This is a genomic window from Antrihabitans auranticaus (genome assembly GCF_016481275.1).
Taxonomy (GTDB): domain Bacteria; phylum Actinomycetota; class Actinomycetes; order Mycobacteriales; family Mycobacteriaceae; genus Antrihabitans.
On record NZ_JAEMNW010000001.1, the window covers coordinates 843,119 to 868,153 of the forward strand.

22 protein-coding genes and 1 pseudogene are annotated in these 25,035 nt (G+C 65.1%); 8 read left to right on the forward strand and 15 right to left on the reverse strand.

All coding sequences use genetic code 11. The features are described 5' to 3' along the window. Window positions 1–14: 14 nt before the first annotated feature. The gene (locus tag JGU72_RS03740) at window positions 15–1,187 is read right to left on the reverse strand and encodes a cystathionine gamma-synthase (protein ID WP_199682370.1); all 1,173 of its coding nucleotides are present in this window, start codon (window positions 1,185–1,187) and stop codon (window positions 15–17) included. 56 nt (window positions 1,188–1,243) lie between these two features. Here JGU72_RS03740 and JGU72_RS03745 point away from each other — a divergent pair, with 56 nt between their 5' ends. Beyond that, complete coding sequence (locus tag JGU72_RS03745) at window positions 1,244–2,422, forward strand: acyl-CoA dehydrogenase family protein (RefSeq protein WP_199682371.1); 1,179 nt, start codon at window positions 1,244–1,246, stop codon at window positions 2,420–2,422. Here the strand turns inward: JGU72_RS03745 and JGU72_RS03750 are convergent, their stop codons facing one another. After that, window positions 2,423–2,758, reverse strand: a complete 336-nt coding sequence (locus tag JGU72_RS03750; RefSeq protein WP_199682372.1) for a hypothetical protein — start codon at window positions 2,756–2,758, stop codon at window positions 2,423–2,425. 57 nt (window positions 2,759–2,815) lie between these two features. Next, window positions 2,816–4,198 carry a cystathionine beta-synthase gene (locus JGU72_RS03755; protein ID WP_199682373.1) on the reverse strand — a complete coding sequence of 461 codons (1,383 nt, stop codon included), beginning with the start codon at window positions 4,196–4,198 and terminating at the stop codon, window positions 2,816–2,818. 63 nt (window positions 4,199–4,261) lie between these two features. Here JGU72_RS03755 and JGU72_RS03760 point away from each other — a divergent pair, with 63 nt between their 5' ends. Both JGU72_RS03760 and JGU72_RS03765 read left to right on the forward strand, forming a co-directional pair. Next, window positions 4,262–5,233 (forward strand): SGNH/GDSL hydrolase family protein, encoded by a 972-nt coding sequence (locus JGU72_RS03760; protein ID WP_199682374.1) that lies wholly within the window; start codon window positions 4,262–4,264, stop codon window positions 5,231–5,233. 37 nt (window positions 5,234–5,270) lie between these two features. After that, window positions 5,271–6,488, forward strand: coding sequence for an acetyl-CoA C-acetyltransferase (locus JGU72_RS03765; protein ID WP_199682375.1), 1,218 nt, complete (start codon window positions 5,271–5,273; stop codon window positions 6,486–6,488). Window positions 6,489–6,547: 59 nt separating this feature from the next. On the opposite strand, the gene JGU72_RS03770 is transcribed toward JGU72_RS03765, so the two are convergent. Both JGU72_RS03770 and JGU72_RS03775 read right to left on the reverse strand, forming a co-directional pair. Then, the gene (locus JGU72_RS03770; RefSeq protein WP_199682376.1) at window positions 6,548–7,396 is read right to left on the reverse strand and encodes a Bax inhibitor-1/YccA family protein; all 849 of its coding nucleotides are present in this window, start codon (window positions 7,394–7,396) and stop codon (window positions 6,548–6,550) included. Window positions 7,397–7,540: 144 nt separating this feature from the next. Continuing rightward, window positions 7,541–8,659: a class I SAM-dependent methyltransferase gene (locus JGU72_RS03775; protein ID WP_199683189.1), complete on the reverse strand. Its 1,119-nt coding sequence runs from the start codon at window positions 8,657–8,659 to the stop codon at window positions 7,541–7,543. Window positions 8,660–8,909: 250 nt separating this feature from the next. Between JGU72_RS03775 and JGU72_RS03780 the strand changes: the two are divergent. After that, window positions 8,910–9,746: pseudogene (locus tag JGU72_RS03780) on the forward strand (serine hydrolase domain-containing protein); the annotation flags it as partial. A gap of 107 nt (window positions 9,747–9,853) precedes the next feature. Further along, window positions 9,854–10,120, forward strand: a complete 267-nt coding sequence (locus JGU72_RS30975; protein WP_267909137.1) for a serine hydrolase — start codon at window positions 9,854–9,856, stop codon at window positions 10,118–10,120. Here the strand turns inward: JGU72_RS30975 and JGU72_RS03785 are convergent. Beyond that, window positions 10,117–11,334: an RNA polymerase sigma factor gene (locus tag JGU72_RS03785; RefSeq protein WP_199682377.1), complete on the reverse strand. Its 1,218-nt coding sequence runs from the start codon at window positions 11,332–11,334 to the stop codon at window positions 10,117–10,119. The genes JGU72_RS30975 and JGU72_RS03785 overlap by 4 nt on opposite strands. A gap of 2 nt (window positions 11,335–11,336) precedes the next feature. Next, the gene (locus JGU72_RS03790) at window positions 11,337–11,699 is read right to left on the reverse strand and encodes a YciI family protein (RefSeq protein WP_199682378.1); all 363 of its coding nucleotides are present in this window, start codon (window positions 11,697–11,699) and stop codon (window positions 11,337–11,339) included. Window positions 11,700–11,859: 160 nt separating this feature from the next. Between JGU72_RS03790 and JGU72_RS03795 the strand changes: the two genes are divergently transcribed. Then, window positions 11,860–13,284, forward strand: coding sequence for a wax ester/triacylglycerol synthase family O-acyltransferase (locus JGU72_RS03795; protein WP_199682379.1), 1,425 nt, complete (start codon window positions 11,860–11,862; stop codon window positions 13,282–13,284). On the opposite strand, the gene JGU72_RS03800 is transcribed toward JGU72_RS03795, so the two are convergent. The 5 genes from JGU72_RS03800 to JGU72_RS03820 all read right to left on the reverse strand — a co-directional run bounded on the left by JGU72_RS03800 (window position 13,281) and on the right by JGU72_RS03820 (window position 18,623). After that, window positions 13,281–14,153, reverse strand: coding sequence for a PfkB family carbohydrate kinase (locus JGU72_RS03800; protein WP_199683190.1), 873 nt, complete (start codon window positions 14,151–14,153; stop codon window positions 13,281–13,283). The two genes, JGU72_RS03795 and JGU72_RS03800, sit on opposite strands and share 4 nt — an antisense overlap. A 5-nt stretch (window positions 14,154–14,158) precedes the next feature. After that, a complete protein-coding gene (locus JGU72_RS03805; RefSeq protein ID WP_199682380.1) occupies window positions 14,159–15,898 on the reverse strand; it encodes a putative bifunctional diguanylate cyclase/phosphodiesterase in 1,740 nt (579 codons plus the stop codon). 65 nt (window positions 15,899–15,963) lie between these two features. Next, window positions 15,964–17,721 (reverse strand): putative bifunctional diguanylate cyclase/phosphodiesterase, encoded by a 1,758-nt coding sequence (locus JGU72_RS03810; RefSeq protein WP_199682381.1) that lies wholly within the window; start codon window positions 17,719–17,721, stop codon window positions 15,964–15,966. Between the two features lie 53 nt (window positions 17,722–17,774). After that, window positions 17,775–18,266: a YceI family protein gene (locus tag JGU72_RS03815; protein WP_199682382.1), complete on the reverse strand. Its 492-nt coding sequence runs from the start codon at window positions 18,264–18,266 to the stop codon at window positions 17,775–17,777. 39 nt (window positions 18,267–18,305) lie between these two features. Continuing rightward, window positions 18,306–18,623: a hypothetical protein gene (locus JGU72_RS03820; RefSeq protein WP_199682383.1), complete on the reverse strand. Its 318-nt coding sequence runs from the start codon at window positions 18,621–18,623 to the stop codon at window positions 18,306–18,308. A 124-nt stretch (window positions 18,624–18,747) separates the two neighbouring features. On the opposite strand from JGU72_RS03820, the gene JGU72_RS03825 reads away from it, so the two are divergent. Together JGU72_RS03825 and rpiA are read left to right on the forward strand one after the other, a co-directional pair. Further along, window positions 18,748–21,531 (forward strand): ATP-binding protein, encoded by a 2,784-nt coding sequence (locus tag JGU72_RS03825; protein ID WP_199682384.1) that lies wholly within the window; start codon window positions 18,748–18,750, stop codon window positions 21,529–21,531. A gap of 221 nt (window positions 21,532–21,752) precedes the next feature. Beyond that, the gene (gene rpiA / locus JGU72_RS03830) at window positions 21,753–22,397 is read left to right on the forward strand and encodes a ribose-5-phosphate isomerase RpiA (protein ID WP_199682385.1); all 645 of its coding nucleotides are present in this window, start codon (window positions 21,753–21,755) and stop codon (window positions 22,395–22,397) included. 47 nt (window positions 22,398–22,444) lie between these two features. Here the strand turns inward: rpiA and JGU72_RS03835 are convergent, their stop codons facing one another. The 3 genes from JGU72_RS03835 to JGU72_RS03845 form a co-directional block, all read right to left on the reverse strand. Further along, window positions 22,445–22,627, reverse strand: coding sequence for a hypothetical protein (locus tag JGU72_RS03835; RefSeq protein ID WP_199682386.1), 183 nt, complete (start codon window positions 22,625–22,627; stop codon window positions 22,445–22,447). An 86-nt stretch (window positions 22,628–22,713) separates the two neighbouring features. Then, a complete protein-coding gene (locus tag JGU72_RS03840; RefSeq protein ID WP_199682387.1) occupies window positions 22,714–23,460 on the reverse strand; it encodes an IclR family transcriptional regulator in 747 nt (248 codons plus the stop codon). Beyond that, window positions 23,457–24,926, reverse strand: a complete 1,470-nt coding sequence (locus tag JGU72_RS03845; protein ID WP_199682388.1) for an APC family permease — start codon at window positions 24,924–24,926, stop codon at window positions 23,457–23,459. The genes JGU72_RS03840 and JGU72_RS03845 overlap by 4 nt, the downstream gene beginning before the upstream one ends. Window positions 24,927–25,035: the final 109 nt, after the last annotated feature.

Below are 25,035 nucleotides of genomic sequence, written 5' to 3' on the forward strand. Positions count from 1 at the left end.
GAGTGTGAGCACGACTACGCCAGCGCTTGTTCGACGTCGCCCAACAGATCGGACGCATCCTCGATGCCGACCGACAAGCGCACGAGGTTGGCAGGAACCTCGAGCTCGGACCCTTCGGTCGACGCGTGCGTCATCGCAGCCGGGTGTTCGATCAGCGACTCGACACCGCCAAGCGACTCCGCCAGAGTGAATACCTCTGTGCGCGAGCAGAAGTCGTGCGCACCCTCGGTACCACCGCGGACAAGTACCGAAATCATGCCGCCGAACCGGCGCATCTGCCGCGCAGCGACCTCGTGGCCGGGATGATCGGCTAGGCCCGGGTAGATCACCTTCTCGATCTTCGGGTGACTCACGAGCAGTTCGACCAATTTCTCGGCATTCTCGCTGTGCCGATCCATTCGCAGCGCAAGGGTTTTGATGCCGCGCAGCGTGAGGTAGGCGTCGAAGGGTCCGGGAACCGCGCCCGCACCGTTCTGCAGGAAGGCGAAGGCCGTGTCGAGTTCTTCGTCGTCGGTGATCAACGCTCCGCCGACCACGTCGGAATGCCCCCCGATGTATTTGGTCGTCGAATGCAGCACCACGTCGGCACCCAGCAACAACGGTTGCTGCAGGTAAGGCGAGGCGAAGGTGTTGTCCACCACCAGCTTCGCGCCCGCCGCCCGCGAGACCTCCCCCAGCGCCTCGATGTCGCCGATATTCAGCAGCGGGTTGGTCGGCGTCTCGACCCAGACCAGTTTCGTGTTCGGCTGGATGGCGGCGCGCACAGCGTCGACGTCGGAAATCGCCGCGACGGTGTGTTCGATTCCCCAATGGCGAAAGACCTTGTCGATCAGCCGGAAGGTGCCGCCGTACGCGTCGTTCGGGATCACGAGGTGATCCCCCGGACGCAGCGTCGCGCGCAGGAGGCAGTCGGTCGCAGCCATTCCCGACGCGAACGCCCGGCCGAATGCTCCCGACTCGATCGCGGCGAGGTTCGCCTCGAGCGCCGCGCGTGTCGGGTTGCCGGTCCGGGCGTATTCGTAGCCGCCGCGCAGACCGCCGACCCCGTCCTGCGCAAACGTCGAACTGGCATAGATCGGCACGTTCACCGCACCCGTTTGCGGGTCGGGATCGAACCCGGCATGAACGGCTCGCGTCGTGAAGCCCTGCCACGATGTGCTGTCCACCTTGCTCCGCTGTTCACTCATGTCATCGAGGTTAATGCCCTGCCCCGAGGCACCCACCAGGGGCGTAGTTTGGCGGCATGGCCGATACCAAGACGTTGTCCGTCGAGGAACTGTTCGCGATCGATTCGCTGCTCCTCCCGGAAGAGCGAGAGATCCAGCAGACGGTTCGAAAGTTTGCCGCCGAGCGGATTCGCCCGGCCGTCGCAGACTGGTTCGAGTCCGGCACGTTCCCGGTCAAAGAACTGGCACCGGAGTTCGGCAAGCTCGGACTGTTCGGCATGCACCTCGAGGGATACGGCTGCGCAGGAACCTCGGCGACCGCCTACGGCATCGCATGCCTCGAAATAGAGGCTGCGGATTCCGGCGCCCGCAGCATGGTCTCCGTACAGGGCTCGCTCGCCATGTCTGCCATCTACAAGTACGGCTCCGAAGAGCAGAAGCAGCAGTACCTACCGAGCATGGCCACCGGTGAAACCATTGGCTGTTTCGGGCTGACCGAACCGGACTTCGGCTCCAACCCCGGTGGCATGCGCACCCGTGCTCGCAGGGACGGCGACGACTGGATTCTCAACGGATCCAAGATGTGGATTACCAACGGCACCGTCGCTGATATCGCGATCGTGTGGGCGCAGACCGACGACAAGATCCGCGGCTTCATCGTCCCGACCGACTCCCCCGGCTTCGCGGCGAACGAGATGCACAAGAAGCTTTCGCTTCGGGCTTCGGTCACGGCCGAGTTGAGTTTCGACGACGTTCGTCTGCCCGCCGACGCACTGTTACCCGGCGCGCGCGGGCTTGCCGGACCGCTCGGGTGCCTGAGCGAGGCGCGCTTCGGCATCATCTTCGGTTCGATGGGCGCCGCTCGCGACTGCCTCGAAGCCGCGATCGACTACGCGCAGACGCGCGAGGTGTTCGAGAAGCCGCTCGCTGGTTACCAACTCACGCAAGCCAAGCTTGCGGACATGGCCCTCGAACTCGGCAAGGGTCAGTTGCTTGCCCTGCACCTCGGGCGCCTGAAAGACCGGGGTGAAATCACCGCCGAGCAGGTCAGCGTCGGCAAACTCAACAACACCCGGGAAGCGATCAAGATCGCTCGCGAATGTCGGACCATTCTGGGCGCCAACGGCATTACGCTCGAATATCCCGTTCTCCGGCACGCGAACAACCTCGAATCCGTACTCACCTACGAGGGCACAGCAGAGGTCCATCAGCTCGTCATCGGACAGGTTCTTACGGGTTCCAGCGCATTTCGCTGATCAGGGCCCGTACATCGGGACGGTCAGCAGGTAGCTGTAGAAACCGATTCCGGCGCCGACAGCGGCACCGATAATCGCGCCGGGGATCGCGCCGACGATGAGGAACGGGAGCCCGATCAGGCCGCCCACGAGCATCCCTATAAGAGCGCCACCACCCGTGCGGCCCTCGGCGGTGTCTCCCGGCGGCCGGGCGACGTCGGTCACGACGCTGCTCGCATCGGAGACCACAGGTTCGATGATCGCCGGGTCCGGAACAACCGGCTCAGCCGTCGCAGTGGCTGAGCCGACCACGAGGCACACAGCCGCGAGCACAGCGACGAGGAACGCTTTGATCATCTGGGTCCTTCTTGCTGATTCGAAAGGGCCCGAGTCCCCGTACCCGGTAAGCAGATTCTATGCGCCGCTGCTCAGGAATCCCAGCAAATCGTGGCGTGTGATCACACCGATAGGTTTGCCGTCGTCGACGACCATCAGCGCGTCGCTGTCACCGAGTGCTTTCGTTGCCGCACTGACGACTTCGCCCGCACCGATCAGCGGGAACGCCGGGCTCATGTGCTTCGAGACGGGGTCGGCAAGAGCCGCGCGGCCCTCGAACACAGCAGACAGCAAATCCCGCTCGGTGACGCTGCCCTGCACCTCACCGGCCATCACCGGCGGCTCGGCACCGACGACCGGCATCTGTGAAACGGCGTACTCGCGCAGGATCTCGATCGCGTCGCGCACAGTCTCCGACGGGTGCGTATGGACGAGATCGGGCAGCGCGCCGGACTTGCCGCGCAGCACATCGCCCACAGTCGGCTCGTGCGTGTCGCCGTCGAGTCGCGTGCGCAGGAAGCCGTACGAACGCATCCACTTGTCGTTGAAAATCTTTGCGAGATAGCCGCGTCCGCCGTCGGGTAGCAAAACGACGATGAGGGCGTCCGGTTCGCGCTGGGCGACCTCGATAGCAGCGACGACCGCCATGCCGCACGAGCCGCCGACCAGCAGGCCCTCTTCGCGCGCAAGCCGCCGCGTCATGTCGAACGAGTCCGCGTCGGAGACGGCGATGATCTCGTCGGGAATCGAGGGGTCGTATGCCGACGGCCAGAAGTCTTCACCCACGCCCTCAACGAGGTACGGCCTGCCAGTGCCACCCGAGTACACGGATCCCTCCGGATCCGCGCCGATGACCTTGACCTTTCCGCCGGAGACTTCCTTCAGATACCGGCCCGCGCCGGTGATGGTGCCGCCAGTTCCGACGCCGGCGACGAAGTGGGTCACCTTGCCGTCGGTATCGCGCCAGATCTCGGGACCGGTTGTCTCGTAATGACTTTCCGGACCGCCAGGGTTGGAGTACTGATCCGGCTTCCAGGCGCCGTCGATCTCCTTCACAAGGCGGTCGGAGACGTTGTAGTAGCTGTCCGGGTGATCCGGCGGCACTGCGGTCGGGCAGACGACGACCTGCGCCCCGTAGGCGCGCAGCACGTTCCGCTTGTCCTCGCCGACTTTGTCGGGGCAGACGAACACGCATTTGTACCCGCGCTTCTGCGCCACCAGTGCCAAACCGATCCCGGTGTTACCCGACGTCGGCTCCACGATGGTGCCGCCCGGTTTCAACAGTCCCGCTGCTTCCGCGGCGTCGACCATCTTCACGGCAATCCGGTCCTTCGAACTGCCGCCCGGATTCATGTACTCGATCTTCGCCGCGACGACACCGGCACCTGGACCGATGACCGACGACAGCTTGACGAGCGGAGTGTTGCCGATGAGGTCGACGACGTGTTCTGCGATGCGCATACGCCCATGTTTCCAGAGCCACGAACACGCGCGGGCGCAGGCAGGCCAATCCGGCTAAATTTGATGCCTATGAGGGGATGGCGGACAGCCGCCGCCACAGGAGCGGCAACCGTTGTAGCCGGGTCCGGCGCAGGCACCGCGTCTTGGGCGGCCTACAAACACTTGATGTCGCAGGCGTCGCAAGCTCGCGGGGTGATCGGGCGCAACACCGACAAACCGCCCGAGGCCGACGGGATCTACACACCCGGTTGCGGCCCACCGCAGCCGTGGCGAATCGGCGCAACGGCAGACCTGACTCTCATGATTTTCGGTGATTCGACGGCGGCCGGGCTCGGCTGCACAGTCGCCAACGAGGTACCCGGCGTGCTGCTGGCCCGCGGGCTGGCCGAGGAAACCGGTAAGCGAATCAGACTGAGCACGAAGGCAATCTGCGGTGCCACGTCGAAAGGCCTCAAAGGGCAGGTCGACGCGATGTTCATCGCGGGCCCCCCGCCGGACGCCGCAGTTATCCTCGTCGGTGCCAACGACGTGACGAAGAAGCACTCGATCCGGCTGTCAGCACATCGGCTCGGTGAAGCAGTGCGTCGGCTGCGCGAAAGCGGCAGCGTCGTGGTCGTCGGGACGTGCCCTGACCTGGGAATCGTCACCGCAATCCCGCAGCCCCTGCGGACGGTCGTCCGCGAGTGGGGGCTGTTGCTCGCCCGGGCGCAGACGGCGACAACCCTTTCCGAGGGCGGTCACCCAGTCGCCATGGCCGACTTGCTGTCTCCGGAGTTTCTCGCCGCACCCGACCGCATGTTCTCGGCCGACGGGTTCCATCCCTCTGCGGCTGGCTACGAACTTGCCGCGAAACAGATCCTGCCGGTGCTGGCCAGTGCACTGGGTGAATGGCACGGCGGACCGCTCCCGACACTGCCGAATTTGTCCGAAGCAGCCGAAGGGCGGCGGGCAATAAGCCGTGCGACGGACTCTGTGAATCGCTTCCTCTGGCGCCGTGAGGAGCGAGTTTCGGCGCAACGTAATGTACGAAGCTGACTAGAACAATCCATTGGAAAACAACAGAGGAGCCGTCATGCCCGAGGCTGTGATCGTCTCGTATGCCCGTTCACCGATCGGCCGCGCCGGCAAAGGATCGTTGGTCTCGATGCGACCCGACGACCTCGCCGCGCAGATGGTGAAGGCCGCGATCGACAAGGTGCCCGCGCTCGACCCGTCCGACATCAACGATCTGCTGCTCGGCTGCGGTCTGCCCGGCGGCGAGTCCGGCAACAACCTCGCCCGCATCATCGCCATCCAGCTCGGCTACGACACCGTCCCCGGCGCGACCATCACCCGCTACTGTTCGTCGTCGTTGCAGACCACCCGCATGGCCCTGCACGCGATCAAGGCCGGCGAAGGCGACGTCTTCATCTCCGCCGGAGTCGAAACCGTCTCGCGCTTCGCGAAGGGCACCTCGGACTCCTGGCCCGACACCCACAACCCGCTGTTCGCCGACGCCGGCGAGCGCACCGCTCAAGCCGCCCTTGGCGGCACCACCTGGTCGGATCCCCGCGATGCCGGCCTGCTGCCCGACGCCTACATCGCCATGGGCCAGACCGCGGAGAACGTCGCCCAGCTGACCGGTATCTCGCGCGAGGACCAGGACCACTGGGGTGTGCGCTCGCAGAACCGTGCCGAAGAAGCCATCAAGAGCGGCCACTTCGCCAAGGAGATCACCCCGGTCACCCTCGCCGACGGCACCGTCGTCTCCACCGACGACGGCCCCCGCGCGGGCACGACCTACGAGAAGATCAGCCAGCTCAAGCCGGTGTTCCGCCCGGACGGCACCATCACCGCCGGCAACGCGTGCCCGCTCAACGACGGCGCCGCCGCGCTGGTCATCATGAGCGACACCAAGGCCAAGGAACTCGGTCTCACCCCGTTGGCGCGGATCGTGTCGACCGGTGTGTCAGGTCTCTCGCCCGAGATCATGGGTCTGGGCCCGATCGAAGCATCCAAGCGTGCCCTCGCCATCGCCGGCAAAACGATCGACGACATCGACCTCGTCGAGATCAACGAAGCGTTCGCCGTCCAGGTCATCGGTTCGGCACGAGAGTTGAAGATCGACGAAGACAAGCTCAACGTCTCCGGCGGTGCGATCGCGCTGGGTCACCCGTTCGGCATGACCGGTGCCCGGATCACCGCGACCCTGCTCAACAACTTGCAGGCCCACGACAAGCAGTTCGGTCTCGAGACCATGTGCGTCGGCGGCGGCCAGGGCATGGCAATGGTGCTCGAGCGCCTCTCCTAACCCGACCACGACACGAAACAGCCCCCGAGGGATCCCTCGGGGGCTGTCTTCGTTTACTGCTAGTCGCTGTTGAAGTAGCTCAGCAGGCGCAGGATCTCGATGTAGAGCCAGACCAGGGTGATGGTCAGGCCGAACGCCACGCCCCAGGCCGCCTTGTCGGGCGCACCCTGCCGGATCATCTGGTCGGCAGCGTCGAAGTCGAGCAGGAAGCTGAACGCGGCGATGCCGATGCAGACGAGGCTGAAGACGATCGCAAGCGGCCCGCCGTCACGGAGGCCGAAGCCGCCGTCGGTGAAGAAGCTGGCGATCAGATTGCCCAGCATCAGGACGAGGACACCGATCATGGCGCCGATGATCATCCGCGTGAAGCGCGGAGTGACGCGAATCGCACCCGTCTTGTAGACGACGAGCATGCCCGCGAACACACCGAACGTGCCGAGCACGGCCTGCCCGATGAGTGCGCTGCCGCCCGCGCCGCCGAACTCGACGCCGGTGAAGAGCCTCGATATCGCACCCAGGAACACACCCTCGGCGACCGCATAGCTCAGAACGATTGCCGGGTTGTCCATCTTGCGGCCGAATGTGCCGACCAGCACGAGAACGAAACCGATCAGACCGCCGCCGATGACGAACGGCACAGCCAGACCGGAGTTACCGCTGACCAGGAGGTACGAGACGATCGCCGCGATCGACAACACACCGAGTGTGATGCCCGTCTTGGTGACGACATCGTCGATGGTCATGGCCCGCGAGGTCTGCGGGCGAGCCCACGGGTCGACCTGTGGTGGCTGCTGACCGTACTGGTTGGCGAACTGCCCGGCGCCAGCCGCAGCAGATCCGAAATTGGCGTAACCGCCGCCCTGCTGCTGTGGCAGGTTGCGGAACACCGGGTTGCTGGTGGTGCGCACCGTAGACATCCCCTCTCGTGGCGTGAATGCTGTCTAACTCGTTTATCTGTCTGTACAACGTTCGAATTCCAAGACAAGTTCCAGACCTGTCGGACAATTCGGACTCTACCGGGTACGCGGTATACACGGCAGACTACAGCGGCCCTATCTGTCCGGCTTTGCTTCGATCCTCCTGGTCGAGCGCGCAACGGTGAACTTCTGGTTGCGTCCGACGTTTTCCGTTGCGCCGACGAACCTCGCAAGAAGTCCGCGGTAGTTCAGGTGCGTGTTGAACACCGTCCACATTTCGCCACCCGGCCGCAGGACCCGACCCGCGTCGCGAAACATCTTCTCCGCGCCACCCGTGTGCACAGAAGCACCGATGTGGAACGGCGGATTGCACACGATCAGGTCGGCACTCGCGTCGGCAAACGAACCGAGCGCGTCGTCGCGGACCACGACAACCCGGTCTGCGACGCCGTTCGCAGCGGCGGTCGCCGCGGCGGACGCAACTGCGGCTACCGACTCGTCGGTGGCGACCACACGCAGATCGGGACGCTGCCTAGCCAGTTCGACGGCGAGAATGCCCGTGCCACAGCCGAGGTCGATCGCATCGGCGGCGGCACGCATTCTGGGCAGGAAGGTAAGGAGAAACCTGGTGCCCAGGTCGAGTTTCGCGCCGGCGAAGACGGCGCCGTGCGCGACGACCTGCAGGTTCAGTTCCGGAATCGAAGCCTGGACCGGATACGCCGACGGACCGACTTCGCGCGGCCCGCTGACGACCAGCACCCTTGACTTCTGCCGACCGCGACTCGGCGTCACGACCTCGAAGGAACGGCCGAGGACGTCGTTCATCGCAGGCGTGATGTGTTTGTCGCGGCCACCGGCGAAGACCCGCACCTGCGGTGCCGCATGCCGCGCGATCGCGTCCGCGGTTTCGGCCAACTCGGCAAGCCCACGCGGCAGGCGCATCAAGACGACATCGGCACCTGCCAGCAGCTCCGCGGTGGATACTGCGCGCGTGTATCGCTCGGCGAGACCGGCCTCGCGAGCATTCTCGTCGAGCGCGCGCTCGCCCGTCAGGTGATCCTGCAACACTCGAATTTCGGACGTTTCGGACAGCACTGCCGCGCCGAGCGTGAGCGCACCGTAGTTGTCGTCGACCACGGCAATCTTGGGCGAAGGCGGCGAGGCCAGCGCATCGGCAGCAACATCCAGGATCAATCGATCGGCTGCGTCGACGGCGAAAAGGTTCGCTGCTTCGATATCCGGTCGGCGCCGCATTCGGCCGAAAACTTCCTCGAGATTCTGCACCGGCCAAGTGTGCGTGACGAAACCGTGATTCGAACAATCGGAACGCCGTCTGGACACGAACTGATTTCGAGAGACTAGGTCGTGTGACCAAAACGATCGTGATGTGTCACACTGGCGACAACCCCGAGTCAACGGCGACTCGGGGGGCGTTCACAACGAGGTGGAGCCATTGTCTAGCAAACCGAAGTTCGCCAATTCGCAGCCCGGTCTACCGCTGGGAGTGCAAGGGACCGCTGATCCCCGGTTCAGCGCGGCGACCAGAGCGTTCGGCCGACTCTTTGCGCGTTTGCGGGGCGGCGGCGCGCTCGCCGTCTACCTGCATGGTGAGCCCGTTGTCGATATCTGGGCCGGCACGTCGGACCGGGCAGGAACCATCGCGTGGGACGCCGATACCGGCGCCATGCCGTATTCCGCCACCAAGGGCATAGCGTCGACCGTCATTCACCGGCTCGCTGACCGCGGTCTCCTCGATTACGACGCACCGGTTGCCGAATACTGGCCCGAGTTCGCAGCCCAGGGCAAAGGTGCGATCACCGTGCGAACGATGCTCACGCACCGTGCCGGGCTGTCCAGCATGGCCGGTGTCGCGCGCAATGTCGACGAGATCCTCGACCACAGTCTGATGGAGGACCGGCTTGCGGCCGCGAAACCCGGTCCCTTCCTGGGGATTCCGGCCTATCACTCGCTTACCTACGGTTGGCTGCTCGCCGGTCTCGCGCGCTCGATCACCGGCAAGGGCATGGCCGAGTTGTTCCGCACCGAGGTCGCAAACCCGCTCGGGGTCGACGGCATCTACCTGGGCAACCCGCCGGCGGGAGCGCAGACCCGCGCGGCCGGCTTCTCCGGGTCGATCGACGTACTCGCCCACCCGATCACGATGCGGATCGCGCCGTGGTCGACGCACGTCCCGGGACCGATCGGCAGCTTCCTCAAGACCGTTTATGCGAGCCGAGTCGAATCGATGCTTACCGGTGACGAACCGACGATTCTGACGACGCAGATGCCCGCCGCGAACGGTATCGTCACCGCCCGCGGCCTCGGTGCGATCTATAGCGCGCTCGCCAACGACGGCGATACGCCGCACGGACGGTTGTTGTCGGCGAGCACCACCCGGGAGTTGCGGAAGGTACAGACACGACAGTTGGACCGACGTTGTACCTGCCGATGTCGTGGCGGCTCGGCTACCACTCGTTCCCGTCAGCCAACGCGCCGCGCGCATTCGGGCATATCGGCCTCGCGGGCTCCGGCGGCATCGCCGACCCAGCGACCGGCTTGGCCATGGCGTTCGTCCACAACCGGGTCCCCAACCCGCGATTCCTACCACTCGATCAGACGATCCTCGCCTGGCTCGCCCCGCTCGTGTTCCGCGGACTCCGGCCAGTGGCCGACGACCGCGTGACACCGATCCGGCGGGCGCGGACCGCGAGTTAAGACGGTCCGAGGCGGGCCGCCTGCAGTGCAAGGTATCGCTGCTCGGGCAGGCTCGCTGTTCTTCGGGCCGCAAGTTGGTAGGACTCACGTGCCGCCGTCAGGTCGCCCGCGAGTTCGAGCAGATGTCCCCTGACCGCGTCGACGCGATGTGTCTGACTCATCCGGTCGTCGCCTTCGAGCGTGCCGAGGATGGCGAGCCCCGCGCGCGGACCGTTGACCATGGCTACCGCGACGGCACGATTCAGGGTCACGACCGGACTCGGCGCGATCTGCTCCAGCACGTTGTAGAGCGCGACGATCTGCGGCCAGTCGGTGTCGGCAGCGTTCGGAGCTTCGTCGTGCACCGCCGCGATAGCGGCCTGCAACTGATACGGGCCGGTGGGCGTTCTGCCGAGGGTTCGTGTGATGAGCTGGATACCCTCCGCGATCTGCGCCGCATCCCACAGGTGCCGGCGCTGCTCGGCAAGTGGCACAAGGGAACCGTCGGGTTCGGTGCGTGCGTCCCTGCGCGCGTCCGTCAACAGCATCAGTGCCAGCAGGCCGCCGACCTCACCCTCGTCCGGCAGCAGCCGAACGAGCATGCGCGCCAACCGGATTGCTTCACCAGTGAGATCGCTGCGCTGTGCCATCGGGCCCGAGCTCGTCGCGTAGCCTTCGTTGAAAAGCAAGTACAGCACGTGCAACACCACCCGAAGCCGTTCTGCACGTTCACTTTCCGGTGGCAACGCGAACGTTGCTCCTGCCGATTTGATGGATTTCTTTGCGCGGCTGATCCGTTGGCCCATCGTCGTTTCGGGCACCAGGAATGCGCTGGCAATCTCGCCGGTCGTCAGACCGCCGACGGCGCGCAACGTGAGCGCGAGCTGCGACGGAATAGACAGTGCCGGATGGCAGCACAGGAACAGCAACGTCAACGTGTCGTCTTCGTGCTGGGTCTCCGCGGGGACCGCGAGTTCGAGCGTGCCCGCGCTCTCCTCCCGTCTGCGCCGCGCACTTTCGCTGCGCCACTCATCGACGAGGCGCCGGTTCGCAACGGCGGTCAACCAGGACCGCGGGCTGTCCGGAACACCTTCGTCCGGCCATTGCTGCGCGGCCGCGAGCAACGCCTCTTGCACGGCGTCCTCACACGCGTCGAACTGCCCGTGCCTGCGAATGAGGGTGCCGAGCACCTGCGGCGCCAGTTCGCGCAGCAGGGGCTCGATGTCGGACGGCATACTCAGATCTCGGGAGGCCCGTCGGCGACCCGCCGGATCTCGAGCGGTTCCTTGGTGAAATCTACTATCTCCTTGCCGATTTCGATGGCGCGCGCCTCGGATTCGACGTCGACGATCCAGTAGCCGATCAGCGATTCCTTCGCCTCGGCGAACGGTCCGTCGGTCGCGATCGAAATGCCGTCGACGACGTGAATCTTCTTGGCCTGCGTGGAATCGACGAGGCCTTCTCCCCCCGCCAGTTCACCCGACGCAGTCAGGTCTTCGCCGATCTTCTGCATGAAGGCGATCATGCCGCGAATCCACTCCGGAGACTTCTGCTCCAGCATCGGCGCAGCATCGCCGAACATCATGATCATGTACTTCATCTCGTCACTCCCTCGCTAGGGCGCCCACGGTGGGCGCTCGAGAATGGGTCGGAGCACAGGGAACGTTCTCGACATCCCTTCTGGAACCCTAGCGATCTCGGTCCGGCAAGGGCCATGCACGTGCAACGATACGTTTGCTCGAGATACCTCGGAGGTGTGGATGGCCGACAAGTTGTCGCCGATGGATCGATCGTCGCTGGTCGGCGAAACCGGACCCGTCAACATGACGATCGGCAGCCTGATATTCGTCGAGCCCGGCCCGGGCGTCACCTACGACGCGCTCTGCGCCCGCATCACCGAACGCATTCACCTGGTACCGCGCTGCAAGCAGCGCCTCGACGAGGGCCGGACAGGTCTGTCCAATGCAGTCTGGGTCGAAGACGAATACTTCGACGTCGGTTGGCATATCCGTCTGGCGACGCTCCCCGCGCCCGGCGGAAAGGAAGAACTGCTCCGGCACGTCGGCAACGAGATGTCACGACGCCTCGACCGCTCGCGGCCGCTGTGGGAGATGCACCTCATCGACGGTCTCGCCGACGGCCGGACCGCCTTGCTGATCAAAATGCACCACGCGCTGGTCGACGGGTCGTCGGCGGTCGGTATCGGCCTGGCTGTCCTGGACATCGAAGCCGAGGCCGAACCGGTCGAGCCGCCGCCGACGTCCGAGGACGAACGCCCCGGCCTGTTGTTGCGGCAGATGCGACGCGCAATCAAGCCGCTGTCGAAGGCGCAGGACCTCATCTTCGACACCACGTCGCGGATTCTCGAAACATCGCCGACCACCGCCGCATCCGATCTCCGTGAAGCCGCAGAGGTACTGCGCGAGCTGCTGCGGTCGCGCGAACCTGCCGTGAGCACACCGTTCAACAAGCAGATCTCGGCGAACCGGTCGTGGGACTACTCCTCAGCGCCGCTGCGCCAGCTCCGGGCCATCAGCCTCGCGACGAACCGCACTGTGAACGACGTTCTCCTGGCAATTGTTTCGGGCATGCTCGCCACGTATCTGACGGAGGCGGGAGTCGATCCGGCCGCTCTCGAGCGCGAGCCGAGCACGCTGGTGCCGGTGAGCATTCGCCGCGAGGGCGAGGTCGGCGGCAACAGGATCTCGGTTGTGATCGTGGAACTGCCTGTCGGGGAACGAGATCCGCTGCGCCGCGTGGAATTGGTCGGCGAGCGGATGGACGAACTGAAGCGGGCGAGCGGGGTGATGGCCGGCGCGATCTTCGTGGTGGTCGGCGGGCTCGCACCGCCCCTGCTCTCACCAGCGCTGACGACAGTGCTCGGTACCGGTATCGATTTCCCGTCCCACAATCTCGTCGTGTCGAACGTGCCCGGTCCGCCGGCACCGGTGTTTCTCAACGGTTCCCGAGTCCTCGAGATGTATCCGGTGGTCCCGCTCAATCCGGCCGACCAAGGGCTGAACGTCGGAGCATTCTCCTATGCGGGCACCGTCCATTTCGGGTTCACCGGCGACCGCGCACTGGATCCACCGATCGATCGCGCACGTGCCGCATTCGAATCTGCCCTCGCCGAACTCTCGGCGGCCGCAGGCGTATTCGTCGAGCCGGGAGCTCGCAGAGACTAGACGCGCAGAGATTCCGAGTGGCGCATCCATTCACGGGTTCCGAGCCAGCGACACGACACAGACGCGACCGCCGCCGCACTGCCGAGCGCGCCGGCGAAATCGCCGCTCGCGGTGAAGTAGTGACAGAACGCACCGTGCAGGATGTCCCCTGCGCCGAGCGTGTCTACGGCGTGCACGGGCTCGACGTCGACCTCGCCGCGGCCGTCCGGTCCCGAGTACCGGATCGGCTCCGCTCCGCGCGTGATCGCGACGTGCGTGGGACCCATGGCGTGGACGGCGTCGAACAGCTTCGAACTGTCGTTGTACTCGGTGAGCGGTGGCCGGAACACCGCCGAACAGATCGCGATGTCGACGAGGGGCAACAAGTCGCGGTGGCTGTCTTTCCAGCGGCCCGCGTCCAGCACAACCGGAATGCCCGCATCCCTTGCCCGAGTGGCGATCCCCATGGCCAGATCACGGAAATGACCATCCATCAACACAATTCCGGCGTGACCGACTGCAGCTCCGAAAGCTTCGTCGAACGGCGCCTCGATCCGCTGTGCATCGAGCGATACAACGGTCCGGGTATGTGTCTGGCGCGCAACCACGATCGACGAGAGTGGCGGCTGCAGTGCACTGTCGGGGATCGCGTCGAGAACACCTACGCCGTGCTCGACGAGATCGGATCCGACGATTTCAGCGAGCGGGTGCCGCCCGACCGCGGTCAGCAGGGTCGGCGAGGAGCGAGACAGGTAGGCGTAGGTCACCGCTGCGTTCGCAGCAGGACCGCCGGCGCCCAGAAACTGGTCGAGCGCTTGGGTTTTCGTATCCTCGGCGGGATAGGCGTCGACGAGGTAGGCGATGTCGAGCGTGGTAAGCCCGACGAACATGGCAGTCAATGGTCGAGCCTCTCGGTGACGCGAAGCTCGTCCGCGATGGCGATCAGCGCGGCCGCCGGCTGCGGTCGCGCGTAGAAGAAGCCTTGCGCGTATTGGAATCCCAGCGCCGCTACTGCGGCAGCCTGATACTCGTCTTCGACGCCCTCGGCAGTCACAGGAAGGCCCAGTGCAACACCGATAGCCGCGACAGCCGACAGCAGACGCGGCGCCGCCGACGTTGCGGTCACCCCGGCGATGAAATCGGCGTCGAGCTTCAACATGTCCGTCGGCAGTTCGGTGAGCCGGCCCAGCGAGGAGAAGCCGGTACCGAAGTCATCGATGGCGATCCGGATTCCGCGCTCACGCAAGGCCCGCAGATTGGCTACGGCGGTCTCGGTGTCGGCTTCGAGTGCCGTCTCGGTTACTTCGAGAATCAACTGGGCGGCAGGCCAACCTGTGTCGGCGAGTACGTCGAGGACCGAGTCGACGTACCCGCAAGCTGCGAGTTCGAGACCCGAAACGTTGACGTTCAGCGACATGTCCGCACCCAGCGCGCCGCGCAGCAACTTCGCATCCCGGCACGCGCGCGACAGCACACAGTTGTCGAGCACCGCGATGAGATCGTTGTCCTCGGCAATGCGGATGATTTCGTCCGCCTTCACGTCGGGACGCGTGACGGATTGCCACCGGAGCAACGCCTCGACGCCGACCACCGAGCGATCCGAAGTTCGGACGATCGGCTGGTAATGAACGTCGAGGGAGTCCTGCTCGATCGCATCCCGCAACTCCTGGGCCAGCGGAGGCCACTTTCCCGACTCGAGCTTGGTGCGGTTTCGTCCGGCGCGTTTCGCTTGATAGAGGGCGATGTCTGCCCGACTGACCAGGTAGGACGCCGATTCCCCCTTTTGCCACGACGTGACACCGGCCGAGCATCCGGTCGGTATCGCTTCACGAATCTGCTCGGACAGTGCGATCGCATCGTGCTCCGTCATCGTCGTCGACAGCACTGCGAACTCGTCGCCGCCGTAACGCGCAAAGACATCGGTCCGTGCGATAAGTTTGCGCGCCGCCTTCGCGATGTCGCGCAGTGCGTCGTCACCGCCGGCGTGCCCGCGGGCTTCGTTTATCGCCTGGAATCGATCGATATCGAACAGCAGTAGGACCGGACTGCCACCATGCCGGACGGCCGCACCGAGCGCCTGCTCCAGCTTCCTGTCGAATCCTCTGCGATTGAAGAGCCCCGTAAGACTGTCTATTTCCGCTGCCGAAGCGAGCCTGCCCATGACGAGGACGGTGACGCCGGTCATCACCGAAACGCTCGCACCGCACAGCCCGATCCACCACGGCAGTTCGGGACGTACGGCGAGAACGACGACGCAGCAGAAAGCGATGACAACGATCTGCAACATCGCGCGAAAGAACTCGAAGAAGAATCCGGCGAGCGCGGCCACCAGCGCGTAGTCGCACGCCGTCGCGATCGCGCCGATCGGGCTCGACCCGGCGCGGTCACCGAACGTCACAAGCACAATCGCGACCCACACCATCACCTCGTAGTGCCCACGCGACAGGCGGTCTCCCCAGACCAGCATGAAAACACCGATGGCGAACGCAGCAACGACGGCGATGTAGGAGTACGGCGTCGTCGGGGCCAGGGGCATCGTCAGCGCAAGGACGAGACCGAGCGCACTGGCGATGATCGCGAGCACTCCGGTCGTCCGGCCCATGACGTGCGGGGTGGCAAAAACCGACGGACGCACCAACCACCGATAGCGGTCAATGGTGCTCGCGTCGAAAAGCATTGTCGTAGGCGTCCGTTCGTCGATTACCGGCCGAAAGCCACAGCAGGAGTGCATTCACCGAAATACGAACCTTGTGCAAATCGGTAGCCCCGCTCTGTGAGCGCCTCGGCTTGCCCTACGTTCTCCACCCCCCTGGCGATCACTGGCAGGTCCATTGCGTCACCGAGTGCGGCGATGGCACCGAGGAGCGGCGACGGTGCCTTCTCCGGGGTGATCGATCCGACGAACTTGCGGTGTACCTTCGCGAAATCTATCGGCAGCGTCTCGAGCTTGCTGAGCGACGAAGAACCGCTCCCGAAGTCGTCGAGCGCAATTCGCACCCCGCATTCGCGCAGTGCCTGCATGTTCCTGATGACCGCGGGGGTGTCGTAATCGAGCACCGATTCCTGAACCTCGATGACAAGTCGCCCTGCGGGCCAACCCGTGCGTGCCAGCACGTCCTGCACCGACGCCACGTAGGAGGTCTCCGCGAGTTCCCGTCCCGAAACGTTCACGTGCAGGTTGAGCGGCCCGGCCACACCCTCGAGCGCCGCGACCTCCGCGCAGGCGCGCTCGAGGACCAACCTGTCGAGCGCGGCAATCAGGTCGTTGCCCTCGGCTATCCGAATCGTTTCCATCGGCGTGATTGCGGGGTCGATCCGGGACCGCCAGCGGACCAGCGCTTCGACACCGACGACGTCTCGCGCTACCGCCGAAGTGTCACCGTCCAGCCGAACGATCGCGGCATATTTCACGCCGACTTCGTTGTGCGCGATAGCTTCTCGCAACTCGGCCGCCAGCGCGGACGGCCGCATCGATTCGAGCATCGTGACGCTGCCGCCGGCCTGTTTCGCCCGGTACAGCGCGAGGTCGGCGCGCCGGACCAGCAACGACCCTGACTCGCCGGGCAGCCACGACGTCACGCCCGCCGAGCACGACATCGAGATGCTGCGGCGCATCCGCTTGCTCAGCGCTACTGCGTCGTCCTCGGTCGACTCAGGCAGGAGCAACGCAAACTCGTCACCGCCGTACCGCGCGAGAATGTGCGTTTCGTCGACGACGTCACGCCACGCATCGCCGACCTGCCGGAGCAGTGCATCGCCCGCGTGGTGCCCGTGTGCGTCGTTGAGCCACTTGAACCGGTCCAGGTCGAACAGCACCACCACCGGTCGCCGCTTGGTCCGCCCCGCCTCGGCGAGGAAATAGCCCAGTTGGCGGTCGAACCCACGGCGGTTGAGCAGACCCGTGAGGCTGTCCTTGTTCGCGTCGGATGCGAACCGGCTGAGCACGCCGACCGAGCACCCGATCATGATCGTGGCAGCAGCCGGCGTGACACCGGCCCACCAATACAATCCGGGACGCGCGCCGAGCGCCACCAAGCAGCACGTCGCCGCGAACGCCATCTGCAGAACGTTGCGAGTCCACGGCAAAAACAGCGCCGCGGCGCAGCCGATGTATAGAAAGAAGGTGGATCCCGCGACAGCCGCAGTGTCGTCGGCCAGCAGATAAACTCCCATTACGAGGGTCAACGTGCCGAATGCAACCAGAATCTCGTAGTGCCCCATCGACATTCGGTAGCCCCACAGGAAAAGCGCACAGCCGAGGACAACCGCGAAACTCGTTGCGCCGTACAGCACCGGTGTCCACCGGTCGACCTCGGCCATCGTCACCAAGAACACTCCGTGGACGCCTGCGACGACAAACATCATGCCCGTGATCCGCCCCATGAGCGATGGCGTCGCAAGCGCCGACGGTGCCTGTAACCAGGCGTTCCGCAGCCCCCCCATCCCCCGCATGTGCATGCGGTCACATTACCGCCGCTGAGCATGCCTTATGCGGAAAGAGGGCCGTCCGATCAGTTCTCGCGAACCAGCGCCGCCGTGATCGTCATCGTGATGTCGTGACCGATGAGGATCCGTGGCGCACGCACGCCGAGTTCCCGCCGATCGAAGACGCACGTGCCGTGAAATACATTGCCCTCCCGGACTACGTTGAACACGACCTTCGCACTGGCACCGCGAGCGTCCAGTCGGCCGGATACGCGCAAACCGTCTTCGGTCGGCCAGACCGTCTTGGCTTCGAAGCACGCCGCCGGATGAGCGTCGAGATCCAGCAGATTTTTCTTCCGCAGATCGATATCGCGGCGCTTGTTGCCGGTGTCGATTGCACTCAGGTCGGCAACTCCACTGATGGCGATGATCGCGCCGCTCTCATCGAGTTCCACCCGTCCGTCGCGGATCGGTACGGTGCCCTTGACCGTGAAGCCGAGCTTCTTCACGGCAAAGCTCGCGGTGCTCTGGGTGGTGTCGACGCGCATGGTCGTTACTGCGTTCTGAGACAGGGTCATTTCGATTCCTTCGGTGTGGGTTCGATCGTTCGGTGTGGATCAGGATTGGGCGCGAGCGCCGAAGCGGTCGATGACGGGGAACAACTCGATACGGTCCGGACCGGGCAGTAGTGCCACGTCTTCGCCCGGCAGCAAGTTCGTTGCCATGATTGCCTTTTGGCCGTCGAGCAGGTGCTGCTCGGAGTCCGCTATGACAACGACGACCTCCGAACCGTCGGCGCGGCGTAGGACGTAGCCGTCGACGAAGCCCGCGAGATGGGCTGTGGCAGGCTTGATTCGTTCCTGGTTGGCAAAATCTGCGGCAGCAAGCTGCGCCGCCGTCCGTGGACCGTCGAAGAACATCAACTGGGCGTGCATCCTGGACTCTTTTCTGTGTCGGATTGGTTCGCTGCATCAAGAATCTCGGCTACAGCCGCCGCGGAGATCAGTGCGATCACGTAATCGAGTACTGAATCACCACGTACTTCGGAATACTCGAGACATGGAGGCACCCCTTGTCGGCCGCAATCGGGAGTTGGCGCAGTTACGCGCCGCGGTCGTCTCGGCGGCCGCAGGGTCCGGTCGGCTTGTCCTGGTCATCGGTCCCGCGGGGATCGGCAAGACTCGGTTGACGTCGGCCCTGGCCGACATCGCTGCCGACTACGGAGTTCCGGTCGCCCACGGCCATGCCGTCGACGATCCCGGCATGCCTGCGCTGTGGCCGTGGCGCCGGCTCGCCCGCCGTGTCCCCCAACTGGCCGAACCTCTCGCCACTGACATGTCGACATCGCGCGATTCTTTTTCGGAACGGTTCCGGATGTTCGCGGAGGCCTCCGACGCACTCGCCGACGCCTCGGCCGAGTCGGGCTTGCTCGTCGTCCTCGAAGATCTGCACTGGGCCGACCGGACCTCACTGCTGCTGTTGCGCCACGTTGCGACGGAGCTGGCACGGACCGGTCCAATGATCGTCGTGACGATGCGCGACGAATCCGAAGGCCCGCTCGCCGAACAACTTCCCGAATTGTTGCGCGTCCCCGAAGTTCTCACTCTCCGGCTCGGCGGACTGTCGACCGCAGACATCCGGTTCTGGCTCGATCGCGCGCTGCCGGACGCAGGGCCGATGGCAGACGAATTGCGCACGCGGACAGACGGCAATCCCCTGTTCGTCAGGCTGCTGGTCGACGCGATGGCAGGCGGCGCAGCGGTCCTGGCCGACCCCGCCGCACATCCCGAGATACGCCGGCTTGCACTCGCGCAGGCCGGCAGACTGGACGAACCGGTCCGCTCGGTTGTGGAGGCCGCCAGCGTGATCGGCGAACAAATCGACTTCGGAGTGTTGAAGGGCGTACTCGAGATGTCGGGCACCGACGTCGCCCGCGCGCTCGACGCGGCCGTCGCCGCTGGCGTCCTGAAACTGACCGACAACCGGGTTGCGTTCGCGCACGCGCTGATTCGTGATGCTGTCTACGCCGACCTGCCGCCGTCACAACGGATGATGTTGCACCGCAAGGTTGCCGAAACGCTGGCCGCACTCGAGTCGGGCGATTCGACCGCGGGCCTCGTCGCTACGCACTGGCGACGTGCGTCCGGAGCAAGGGCGGCCGAGGAGAGCATGGCCTGGGCCCGCCGAGCCGCCAGGCTGGCTATGGCATCGGCAGCCTACGACGACGCGATCCGCATGCTCGAAATGGCCCTCGATGTCGCCGGAACCGACCGCCCACCCGGCGTGCGGGCCGAGCTGACCCTCGACCTCGCGCGGGCCGAGTTCGCCGACGGCAGGATCGGTCCGAGCATCGACAACGTCAGCCGCACAGTTGAATTGGCTCAGGCCGGTAACAGGCCGGACCTGGTCGGCCACGCCGCGCTCGTCGTGCACGGTATCGGCTCGTCGCCGTTGCGCGAGACCATCGACAGGATCTGCGACGTAGCACTGCGGTCGGTTCCCGAAGACGAAATCGTCTTGCGCGCACGACTTCACGCCCAGCGTGCGCTGTCGGCACTCAATTCGGGCGACAACGAAACCGGGCGCAACCTGTCCGCGATCGCGCTCGAACTCGCCGAACAGAGCGAGGACTCCGACGCCATTCTCGACGGTCTCCATGCGCGGCATTCGACACTGTCGTCGCCGCAGTTCCTGGCCGAGCGCCGCGTACTCGCTCGGCGAGCGATCGAGGTCGGGTGGGTTGCCCAGGCGCCCCTCGCAACGTTGTGGGGGCACGTCTGGAACATCGACATCGGCTTTCAGACGGGCGACCTCGATCTCGTCGATCGGTCCTTGGCCGCGGTCGAGCAGGTCGCGATCAATCGCAGGCTGCCCGTTGCATGGTGGCACCTGCATCGTTGCCGCGCGGCTCGATCCGCGCTGGTCGGAAACTTCGAAAGCGCCACCGAATCTGCCGAAGCGGCAAAGGAAGTCGCGATCCAGATGGGCGACGTGTCCACGGTCGGGTTGTACCACGCCTATCTGACGCAGATCGACGTGTTGCGTGGCGCAGTCGATGACTATCAAGCCAGACTCGCGTTGATGCGGACCGCGCCACAAATTCCGCTGGTCCGCATCTTCTATCCGTATTATCTCGCGATTGGGGGCGAAGTCGACTCTGCGCGAGCACAATTCGAAGAGTTCAGAGCCCTGCCGGACACGATCAGCCTCGGTCCGAGGTGGGCCGGCCTCCTCCACCACATCGGTCTGGTCGCGGTACTGCTGAACGATACGGAGGTTGCCGACAGCGTCTATCGGCAGTTCCGCGACCTCGACGAGTACTTCCTGTGCGACGGTGGCGGAGCGGTGTTCTGTCCAGGGTCAGTGGCGCGGGTGCTCGGCGACATGGCGCTGGTGTGTGGTCGCCACGCCGACGCGGTGGCGCACTATCGCCGCGCGATCGAGATGGAGGGAAAGATCGGGGCGCGTCCTTTCGTCGCCCTCAGCAAACTGGGGCTCGCGAAGTCGCTCGCCGAACTCGGTGCCGCGGACGACATCGCCGAAGCGCGAACTCAGGCCGACGCCGCGGCGAAGGAGTTCCGCCGAATGGATCTGCCGGGTCCGTTGCGCGACGCCGATGTGCTACTGGCTCAACTGGTTTCGGCAGGTAAGGCGGTCCGGGTGCTGTCCGAGCGCGAGTCCGAGGTCGCCGAGCTGATCGCCGAGGCACTGTCGAACCGAGAGATCGCGAAGCGTCTCGTCCTGTCCGAACGGACGGTGGAGACCCACGTCCGGAGCATCCTCGGGAAGCTGGGCTTCGCAAACCGCACCGAAATCGCTGCTTGGGCATTGCGTGGTGGTTAGTGCAGCGGTCGGGCATTCGACCCTCGATCCGCGCGACAGTAGGTACTACAACCGGTTCGACTGGCTCGAAAGGCCACTTCGCACATCTTCCCGATGCTTCGCACAGGTTCCGACCGGCTGGAACCTGTGCGAGGTGTCGGGAACGTGTGCGAGGTCTTGCCAACCGTCCATCTACCCGACACGCGAACCTCGCGACCTGTTCGTCTGACAAGATCTGAGGCATGAGCGAAGGCAAACGTCTGGCGGGCGAGAAGGCAGTCGATTACGTCGAGGACGGAATGATCGTCGGTGTGGGCACGGGCTCGACCGTCGCGTTCTTCATCGAGGCGCTGGCGAGGGTGAAGGACCGCATTGCCGGGACGGTGTCCAGTTCCGAGCAGAGTACGGCGGCGCTGCGCGCCCACGGGATCGAGGTGTTCGACCTCAACTCGACCGGCGCGCTGTCGTTGTACGTCGACGGCGCCGACGAGTGCGACGGCGGAAAGAACCTGATCAAGGGCGGTGGCGGCGCCCTAACGCGCGAAAAGATCATCGCCGAGGCGAGTGCGAAGTTCGTCTGCATCATCGACCCGAGCAAGAACGTCCCCGTACTCGGCAAGTTCCCGCTGCCCGTCGAGGTCATTCCTATGGCGCAGAGCCTTGTCGAGCGCCGGCTGATCGAACTCGGCGGAAAACCCGTCCTTCGCGCGGGATTCACCACCGACAACGGCAACCCGATCCTCGACGTTCACGGCCTGCAGATCACCGATCCGGTCGGCCTGGAGGAGACGATCAACCAGATTCCCGGCGTCGTCACGGTCGGGTTGTTCGCCAGACGTCGCGCCGACATTGTCATCGAGGGCGTCGATCCGCCGCGGATTTGGTAGAGGAAGCGCCCACACCCCACGAGCAGGCGCTTCCCCGCCAACCACGTTCAGCTGAACAACGCCAGGAAATTCCCGATCGCCATTCCGATTGCCTCGACCGCCGGACGGGCCCAGTCGGGGGCCCACGGGTAGGGGTACGGGCTGGGCGGGTTAGCGCTCGCAACCGCGGGGGCCAGCACCATGAGTACGGCAATCACGGCAAGCGTCGTAACCGATCTGAGCATTTTCATAGATCCGCCTCTGGCCTGGTTCGCCGACCCGTTTGGCCGGCGTAACTCCACGGCCTATCGCCACCCGCGGCCCTTCGGTTACAGGGTCAGTACAGCAATGGACCGAGGATCGCGGCGCACTCGCGCGCGGCGTCGACATGCGTGAGAATCGCGTCCCGGCGGCTCGATGGGCCCGCAAGACACAACGCACCACGCGTCGTGCCGTCGAAATCGAGTATCGGCACTGCGGCGCAGGTCAGCTCGTCGGTGAGTTCGTCCGTTTGACTCGCGAGTCCGGTCCGCCGCACTTCCTCGAGATCGGATCGCAGGAGGCTCAGATCGACGACGGTCCTCGCTGTCAACCGGACGAGCTTCTTGGGCAATGCCTCTCGCCATGATGGGCTGTATGCGAGCAGAACCTTGCCCGCTGCGGAGGCGTGCAGGTGTCGAATCAGCTCCCGCTCGGCCCGGACGGGGTGGTCGGGGTCGGCATCGAGGATTCGCAGTGTTCCGGACTGAAAGCCGACGACATGGACCGCAAATCGCACTGCGGTGCGCAGCTCGTCGATTGCCGACCGAGCAGCAAACGGTACGGCGGGTTGGGACGCCGCGACGATCAGTCCGTCCAGTCGCGCGCCGAGTCCGAAGCCGCGCAGGTCTGACGTGCGGACGACGTACTCCTCGGCCACCAGCGCGTTGAGCATCCGGTACGCGGTCGCTGTCGGCATCTGGAGCGCGGCGGCTATCTCTTTGGCGGACACGCCGAGTCCGAGGACGGCAATTGCTTCGATGATGCGCAGCGAGTTCGAGACAGGGGTGGGGTGATGCCGGGACGGATCGCGCAGCGGGCTCATCGGAATGTGGGTGCGCGTAGGAGGTCGGCGCGCTGAGTCTCGTCGTAGATGCCGACCGCGCGCAGCCGTTCCGGGAGCGCCACACCGAGTACTGCGGTGTAGATCGCGGCGAGTACGAGAATTGCGCCGTAGACGACGATCATGCGGTTTCCGTCACGGACGGTCGAGACGGTTGCATTTACCGCAAGGAACAGCAGGGCCACCGTCGTGACCGTGCCGATGACCCAGACGTACGCGCTGCTTTCGCCGATCCGGCGCAGCAGGACCGGAGCAGCGATGCACGCGGCGAGGTAGCTGCCGAGGTAGCCGCAGGCACTCAGCGTGAGGAACATGCGCAGGCCGTCCTCGGGACTTGCGCCGAGCAGCAGAGCAATGACAGGCACCGCCGTCACCACCACCATCGCGGTGCCGATCGCGAATGCCGGTGTGGAGTAACGGGCATGCAGACGCCCGAAGCCGGCGGGGGCAACTCCTTCCCGGCCCATGCAGAACAACACCCGGACCAACGCGTTCACCGACGCAAGCGTGCACGCGAAGAACGACGCCGCGATGCCCGCGTCGAGCACTGCAGCGAGAATCGCCGAATCCTGCGAGAGGAGCAGTTCGACCAGCGGTGTAGAACTGGAACGAACCGACTCCGGAGCGGCATACAGCGCGACAGCTTGCACCGGAACGGCGATCAAGTAGATCGCTGCTGCAGCAACGGGTGTCCACCTGATCGTGCGCGGTATCGACAGGAATGGCTGCTGCGCTTCGCCACTCAGCGCCGTGGAGCTTTCGAACCCCACGAACGCACTGACGGCGACGACGACGCCGACCGCCAGAGTTTGGAAGTCGCCGTCCCAACGCAGGGCCGGCTCGATAGGTTCCCCCGAGCGGTGTGTGGTCGCGAGAAGCGCGAGAATCCCGAGAACCATTGCTATGGAGACGCATTCGACCGCCAACGTTACCCACGCCGACATCCGGATGCCCCGGATCATCACCAGGCTCGCGGTCAGCGCGGCAATGCAGGCGATGACAACGATTGCGGCAGTGGGGGTGTCGTCGGCGAGTCCGATACTGACCGCGACGTGCGCGAGGTACGCACCGACCGCGATCAACCCCGCCATGGCGACGGCGCTGTATCCGACGATCGCCGACCACCCCGTGGGAACAGCAACTTTCGGACCGAGCCCGCGCGCGACGTAGCTGTACAGCCCGCCGACCGATGCCATTCGCTGTGCCATGGGACGGATACACGCCGAGACGAGAACTGTGACGAGCGCGGCGCACACGAACGCGACGAACGCTCCCCCGCCACCGGCCGCCCCGATGACGAGAGCCGGCGTTACGCCGGCGGTGCCCGCGGGAGCAATGGCGGCGACGGATTGCGCAAAGACCGGCACGAACGGCAGCCGACGCCGCGGCAACCCGCTGACCGGCGAGGTGTCGACGACCAGCGGACGCTCATGTGGCGAGGCCGGCATCGCCACCACCCTTCAGTCTTCGACCCGAGTTCCTGCCAGCGTCGAGCCGGTTTATTTCCGAAGTGTGAACGCTATGTTTCCGTTACGTTACGTCGGCCGAGAAAATCAG

Coding starts and splice junctions, on each gene's coding strand:
- JGU72_RS03765 (WP_199682375.1), top strand. CDS start 5,271: ATGCCCGAGGCTGTGATCGTCTCGTATGCCCGTTCACCGATCGGCCGC.
- JGU72_RS03790 (WP_199682378.1), bottom strand. CDS start 11,699: ATGAAGTACATGATCATGATGTTCGGCGATGCTGCGCCGATGCTGGAG.
- JGU72_RS03775 (WP_199683189.1), bottom strand. CDS start 8,659: ATGCGGCGCCGACCGGATATCGAAGCAGCGAACCTTTTCGCCGTCGAC.
- JGU72_RS03755 (WP_199682373.1), bottom strand. CDS start 4,198: ATGCGCATCGCAGAACACGTCGTCGACCTCATCGGCAACACTCCGCTC.
- JGU72_RS03825 (WP_199682384.1), top strand. CDS start 18,748: ATGGAGGCACCCCTTGTCGGCCGCAATCGGGAGTTGGCGCAGTTACGC.
- JGU72_RS03785 (WP_199682377.1), bottom strand. CDS start 11,334: ATGCCGTCCGACATCGAGCCCCTGCTGCGCGAACTGGCGCCGCAGGTG.
- JGU72_RS03750 (WP_199682372.1), bottom strand. CDS start 2,758: ATGATCAAAGCGTTCCTCGTCGCTGTGCTCGCGGCTGTGTGCCTCGTG.
- JGU72_RS03840 (WP_199682387.1), bottom strand. CDS start 23,460: ATGAGCCCGCTGCGCGATCCGTCCCGGCATCACCCCACCCCTGTCTCG.
- JGU72_RS03740 (WP_199682370.1), bottom strand. CDS start 1,187: ATGAGTGAACAGCGGAGCAAGGTGGACAGCACATCGTGGCAGGGCTTC.
- JGU72_RS03795 (WP_199682379.1), top strand. CDS start 11,860: ATGGCCGACAAGTTGTCGCCGATGGATCGATCGTCGCTGGTCGGCGAA.
- JGU72_RS03810 (WP_199682381.1), bottom strand. CDS start 17,721: ATGCACATGCGGGGGATGGGGGGGCTGCGGAACGCCTGGTTACAGGCA.
- JGU72_RS03815 (WP_199682382.1), bottom strand. CDS start 18,266: ATGACCCTGTCTCAGAACGCAGTAACGACCATGCGCGTCGACACCACC.
- JGU72_RS30975 (WP_267909137.1), top strand. CDS start 9,854: ATGTCGTGGCGGCTCGGCTACCACTCGTTCCCGTCAGCCAACGCGCCG.
- JGU72_RS03800 (WP_199683190.1), bottom strand. CDS start 14,153: ATGTTCGTCGGGCTTACCACGCTCGACATCGCCTACCTCGTCGACGCC.
- JGU72_RS03760 (WP_199682374.1), top strand. CDS start 4,262: ATGCCTATGAGGGGATGGCGGACAGCCGCCGCCACAGGAGCGGCAACC.
- rpiA (WP_199682385.1), top strand. CDS start 21,753: ATGAGCGAAGGCAAACGTCTGGCGGGCGAGAAGGCAGTCGATTACGTC.
- JGU72_RS03820 (WP_199682383.1), bottom strand. CDS start 18,623: ATGCACGCCCAGTTGATGTTCTTCGACGGTCCACGGACGGCGGCGCAG.
- JGU72_RS03745 (WP_199682371.1), top strand. CDS start 1,244: ATGGCCGATACCAAGACGTTGTCCGTCGAGGAACTGTTCGCGATCGAT.
- JGU72_RS03835 (WP_199682386.1), bottom strand. CDS start 22,627: ATGAAAATGCTCAGATCGGTTACGACGCTTGCCGTGATTGCCGTACTC.
- JGU72_RS03845 (WP_199682388.1), bottom strand. CDS start 24,926: ATGCCGGCCTCGCCACATGAGCGTCCGCTGGTCGTCGACACCTCGCCG.